This is a genomic window from Bacillus sp. AFS040349 (assembly GCF_002577655.1).
In the GTDB taxonomy this organism is placed as follows: Bacteria; Bacillota; Bacilli; order Bacillales; family Bacillaceae; genus Metabacillus.
In genome coordinates this window covers 1-5512 of sequence record NZ_NUMC01000106.1, presented here as the reverse complement: position 1 = coordinate 5512, position 5512 = coordinate 1, and the positions used below count along the sequence as shown (strand labels likewise).

The window sequence follows — 5512 nt, the reverse complement described above, 5'->3', positions numbered from 1 at the left end:
GAAGTTTTGACAATACGAATTGATAAAGGGGGAGGATGAAATGAAAAAAACATGGAGCTTGCTTTCTGTTACTCATCTCCTTTTGTGGAGTAGCTATAGCGTAATAGAATGGCTTTCAAAAAAAGATAGCTTTTTAGCAAAAATTATCTTATTGGTCATGTTTTTCTATCTTTCATATTTAATTGCTTATACTTTAATAAAGGCGAGGAAAAATGCGATATACTTTTCTCTTTTTTCTCTCCTGCTATTTGCTATTGCAAATCAAATTATTTTGTTTATTTCGGATTGAAAAAATGAGTACCATATTGGTACCCACTTTACTTTTTAACAATATTTTCTTGTTGCAATGATTTTAATAATGAGAAAACCATTAGGATCATATTCACTGCAAAGGAAAGTGATCTAATACTGCAAACGGAGCTCCAATACTACGTTTAAGTTACTTAAATATTTAATTCCTTTAAATAAATAAGAAACACCTCCGCTTATTTGAGCAGCCCCAAAAGCCTAAAGAAGTGGCTACCCCAAAAACAGTCGCAAATACAGCAATAAAATTAATTAGAATCCCAGTTTTTCCATCAACTTTATCATATTACTCATTATTCCATTTTGTTCTTTTCTAAATCGCAAGCCTATACGAAAATCATGATGGATAAAGGAAATTTCAATGATATCCAATAACGTCTAGTAAGCCTTGAATATCTCTTCATTTACTTTGTTAAAAATATAGACTATTTCATAGTTTTTCTATATTTCTGACACTTGTTTCTGTTTTAAATCATAGATTATCACTGTATTTTTAAAATACGAATGTTGATTGGAGGTTTGATATGTTCCATGAATTCTTATGAAAATTTAGAGGAATATTGGGAGGAACAGTTTGATAAAGGTGTAGAGTGTTATTACAAGGCAATTAAGGGAGATAAAAAAGCAGGTATTGAAGCACATCGTCTTTTTGAGGAACTTTTAAGAGAAGATCCCAATAATACGGAATTAATGGCTTATTTTGGATCAGTAAAGGCTTTGCTAGCAAGAGACACATTTGATCTGAGAGAGAAAGGTAAATACGCAAATGAAGGTCTAAAGTTGCTTGATGTAGCCGTATTAAAAGATCCTTCTAATGCATTAATTCGAACATTACGAGGAAATGTTGCCAATAACTTGCCTGAAAGTCGATTTCATAGAACGGAAACAGCAATTGAGGATTTTGAATGTATTATAAACATGTATGAACGCAATTCTTATGGAATTCCACAAACACTATGTATTGAAACAATGAAGAGTTTAATTACTGCGTATGAACGTTTAGGTAAGATAGAAGAAGCCACGGAGGTAGCAAATAAATTATTAGATATAGATTCTTCATATCAAATACCTAAGTTTAATAGCAAATTAAAATCTTTACCAGTAGCTAATATAAATGACCCTATTAATGATGAAATTCATTCTTTATATACTATGGCAATTTGTAGTGATGAGGTCTCTTTACTTAAGGTGATGAAAAAAGTCTCACGATTAATGGATAAAGATTCTAATAATCCAATTTTACAAGCTTACAATGTTCATTTGAACTCAATTAAAAATAGTCATAGTTTTGCCGGTATGGTTGAACTATTCACAAATGCTTATAAGACTGCAAATCTATTAGATAAGCTTGTAAGTGAATATCCTACAACTTATAAAATACGATATGGGAGGGCGATGCAAAGTTATCGATTGCCAGAGTTTTTCTTTTTTCGATCTTCAACTGCAGCACGTGATTTTCAATATTTATCAGCTCAGTATGAAAAAGATCCTACTATTTTTTCTTTGGCTATCTATGAAGATATCCTACTTAGGCTTGGAGAATGCTTTGTTCGATTAGATATGGTAGAGGAAGCAGTAAAACAATGGCATAAACTTGTTGAATTTTCATCAAATAAAGAGATTGTTACCAAAGCCAACGAATTAATTAACGTCTTTTCATTTGAAGAGCTAATACTTGATGAAATAATGAAAAAACCAAAGGAACAATTATATGAATCTGCATTAAAACTTCATGATATTGGTGTGAACGGTAATGAAAAGGCAGCAAAACAATCACTGGCACTATGGGAATTCATTCAAAAAGAATATAGCAGCTGCCCGGTAGCAAAGTTTTATTATTCCGCGTCGTTAACCTTACTGGGTCGATTCTTCTCGGATCCTTATGAGGTCTTTAGCCAATCTATAAAAGGGCTAAAGAAACTAAATACATCTATTCCGATCAATGATCCAAGGTATATTCAACTTCTTTTACATCGAGTCTATATACAATTTAGCCTGCCAGATACTTTCTTTCGTTGTAGTGATCAGATAATTAAGGATTTTGAAGCAGTTATTAAAATGTATCAAAGTAGCACAGATATTGATATAACCCAAAGTCAATATTTAAAGGTATTAGCTGATCTTGGAACTGTTTATGAGAAAAAACATTTTGTTCATAAAGCCAAAGAAATTTGGTCTGAACTTGCTAAGGAAGATGAAAGTTTATTTTATTCGGAGTTTTTGACTGAAAAAGGAATACGTATTGAGGATTAATCTTTGTTCGTACAACATAAAAAATAGGAGGCTATTATGGCTAATAATACAGAATGGAATCTTCGTTTTAATGAGGCTGTTGAGCTTTATCATAAAGGTGTAAAGGGAAATAAAAAAGCTGCACAGCAGGCATATCATTTATTTGAAACGTTAGCAAGTGAAAAACCAAATCACATAGAATCATTAGGATATTACGGAAGTGCTACAGCACTTTTAGCGAGAGATACCCCAATCCCTAAAGATAAGAAAAAATATGCATTAGAAGGTTTGAAAATGCTGGATCAAGCTGTTTCGAAAGAACCAAAAAATTATACAATACGTATTCTGCGAGGTAATGTATGTGCAAAAATGCCTGAATCAGTTTTTCATCGTACTTCAACTGCGATTGAAGACTTTGAGATGTTAGTGGAGGCTTATAAAAATGACTCAACAGTACTATCGGAAAACACTTATCAATCTATATTAAATGAATTGGAAAAGGCAAAAAAAAGAATAAAATATTAGGTAATAAACGTTAGATTGTGTCACTCTATTCCTTGAAAAAGAGTGACCTTTTTTTATATAAAGCTTAGTGAATAAAAATTGTTACTTAAGAATGTAATAATCACTTTATCCAGATTATATATATTCTGCTCTAACTAAAAAGATACATCCTAATTAACAAATACTTAAAGTAATCAATAAACAAATGTGTTATACAATTAACTATTGACTATTTAAATGTGACATATTATTATGAATATAACGAGTTAATTAAACGCTTTCAGAGATTAGGAGAATTAAATAGTTTTAATTATCTAGAGTGAAAAGGGGTATGGAGATGGGAACAATCGTATGTCAGCACTGCAGCTCTACAATCGGTCATGTAGAAGGAGAAAAAGTGACAACTTTATATGGTAAATGTAGTCATAATGATTGTTGTAACCAAAACCAGCAACGAAGCTCAGTAAAGGTCAAATAAAAGGGGTTATATATAAAAGGGAAGATTGACTATGAATTCTAATTCAGTACTGGAAAATTGTACTGAAAAAATTAGCTCAAGTACTTGTAAAGGTACTTGAGCTTTGTTTTGTACTTTCAGAAAGTTAAGAATTTATGGATGAAGGATAAGAAAAGCTAAGCTAAGGCTAACACTTGGGCGACCAGCTAAGCTCTTCCAATCTAAAATACGTTTTAGAATTCCCAAAAAGGGAGGGGATTTTTATCTAATAGCTCTATGTTCTTTAATCACTCGTATTTTGTTAAGTGTAGGATCCTCAGGACCTTGAACTGGTAAACCTACTTCTAAGTTTTTCTTAATATATGTTAAATTTTCTTCAGTAATGATTTCCCCTGGAATGAAAATTGGTATGCCTGGAGGGTAAACCATGATAAACTCAGCAATAATTCTACCTGCGGATTCTTCAAAGGACACAATTTCAGTTTCCGAATAAAATGCATCTCTCGGTGTAAGCGCAAGTACTGGGATATCAGGTAATAAAATGCGTTCTTTTACATCACCTTGCTCTTTCATTGCCTTAAATTCTGAAGATAGCTCATTTAATGCTTTAATTAATGTATCAACATCATTTTTCGTATCCCCAGGTGTAATAATACAAAGGATATTGTACAAATCAGATAATTCTACTTCAATTAGGTATTTTTCTCGAAGCCATTTTTCAACATCATAGCCTGTAATACCAAGTTCATAAACTGGAATAATCAATTTTGTTGGATCATAATCAAATGTTGCTTTAGTACCTAATATTTCTTTACCTATACAAGATATGTTAGGAATTTCGTTTATTTTATCTCTTGTATAATTAGCCAACTCAATCGTTTTCTGAATAAGTTCATGCCCTTCGGATGCCAATCGTTTTCTTGCAACATCAAGTGAAGCAAGAAGCAAGTACGAAGTTGAGGTGGTTGTCATCATACTTAAAATGGATTGAACACGTTGTGGTGATACAAGTCCTTCTCTTACATTTAATACAGAGCTTTGAGTCATTGAACCACCTAGTTTATGGACACTAGTTGCGGCCATATCGGCACCTGCTTGCATTGCACTTAAAGGTAAATCTTCATGAAAATGTATATGCACACCATGTGCCTCATCGACTAAAACTGGAACTGAGTATGAATGAGCAATTTCAACGATTTTCTTTAAATCAGCAGAAATCCCAAAATAGGTAGGATTTATTACAAGTACACCTTTTGCGTCAGGGTGTTGTTCTAGTGCTTTTTCAACAGCATCCGTTGTTATACCGTGAGAAATACCGAGGTTTTTATCAATTTCAGGATGTATGAAAATAGGTGTTGCGCCTGAAAAGACAATGGCAGACATAACGGATTTATGAACATTCCTAGGAACGATAATCTTATCTCCAGGCCCACAAACAGTCATAACCATTGTCATAATGGCACCACTCGTTCCTTGAACGGAGAAAAATGTATGATCAGCACCAAATGCTTCCGCTGCTAAGTCTTGAGCTCTTTTTATCATTCCTTTAGGGGCATGGAGGTCATCTAAAGGTCCGATATTAATTAAATCGATTGATAAGGCGTTATCACCAATAAATTGTCTAAATTCAGGATCAATCCCTGCTCCTTTTTTATGTCCCGGAATATGAAACTGAATAGGGTCTTTTTTTGCATGTTCAATTAAACCAGTGAACAATGGTGTTTCTTTTTGTGACAAAGTTGTTCCCACCTTCTTTTTTGAAAGATATTATTGTGTTTTTATGACATCAAAAGCAACGGATGATGTTTAGCGTCTATTATGTATGAGATCCGATACTTTTAAGTTTTACTTGTATTACATAAGTTTATGTCGAAATCTGCGTTATTATTAGACATAAAACAAATGAATTATATCGCTATCAATAAAGTCAGTCAACAGAAAAGATTAAATAAAAAGATAGAAGGGAGAAATTAGCCAGTCTAGAATAGTTATTTAATGGTAGTGTCAAAAGAT

At 32.6% G+C, this 5512-nt stretch carries 5 protein-coding genes and 1 pseudogene; 4 read left to right on the top strand and 2 right to left on the bottom strand.

Annotation, left to right across the window (positions count from 1 at the left end; all coding sequences use genetic code 11):
• The first annotated feature begins 40 nt into the window (after positions 1-40).
• Positions 41-289, top strand: a complete 249-nt coding sequence (locus COD11_RS20480; RefSeq protein ID WP_141549717.1) for a hypothetical protein — start codon at positions 41-43, stop codon at positions 287-289.
• 122 nt (positions 290-411) lie between these two features.
• Here the strand turns inward: COD11_RS20480 and COD11_RS28245 are convergent.
• A pseudogene (locus COD11_RS28245) lies at positions 412-586 on the bottom strand (BCCT family transporter); the annotation flags it as partial.
• A 251-nt stretch (positions 587-837) separates the two neighbouring features.
• On the opposite strand from COD11_RS28245, the gene COD11_RS20470 reads away from it, so the two are divergent.
• The 3 genes from COD11_RS20470 to COD11_RS20460 all read left to right on the top strand — a co-directional run bounded on the left by COD11_RS20470 (position 838) and on the right by COD11_RS20460 (position 3520).
• Positions 838-2559, top strand: a complete 1722-nt coding sequence (locus COD11_RS20470) for a tetratricopeptide repeat protein (protein ID WP_098798725.1) — start codon at positions 838-840, stop codon at positions 2557-2559.
• Between the two features lie 36 nt (positions 2560-2595).
• Positions 2596-3063, top strand: coding sequence for a hypothetical protein (locus COD11_RS20465; RefSeq protein WP_098798724.1), 468 nt, complete (start codon positions 2596-2598; stop codon positions 3061-3063).
• 316 nt (positions 3064-3379) lie between these two features.
• Positions 3380-3520: a GapA-binding peptide SR1P gene (locus COD11_RS20460; RefSeq protein ID WP_098798723.1), complete on the top strand. Its 141-nt coding sequence runs from the start codon at positions 3380-3382 to the stop codon at positions 3518-3520.
• Positions 3521-3760: 240 nt separating this feature from the next.
• Here the strand turns inward: COD11_RS20460 and COD11_RS20455 are convergent, their stop codons facing one another.
• Positions 3761-5236 (bottom strand): aminotransferase class I/II-fold pyridoxal phosphate-dependent enzyme, encoded by a 1476-nt coding sequence (locus COD11_RS20455; RefSeq protein WP_098798722.1) that lies wholly within the window; start codon positions 5234-5236, stop codon positions 3761-3763.
• Positions 5237-5512: the final 276 nt, after the last annotated feature.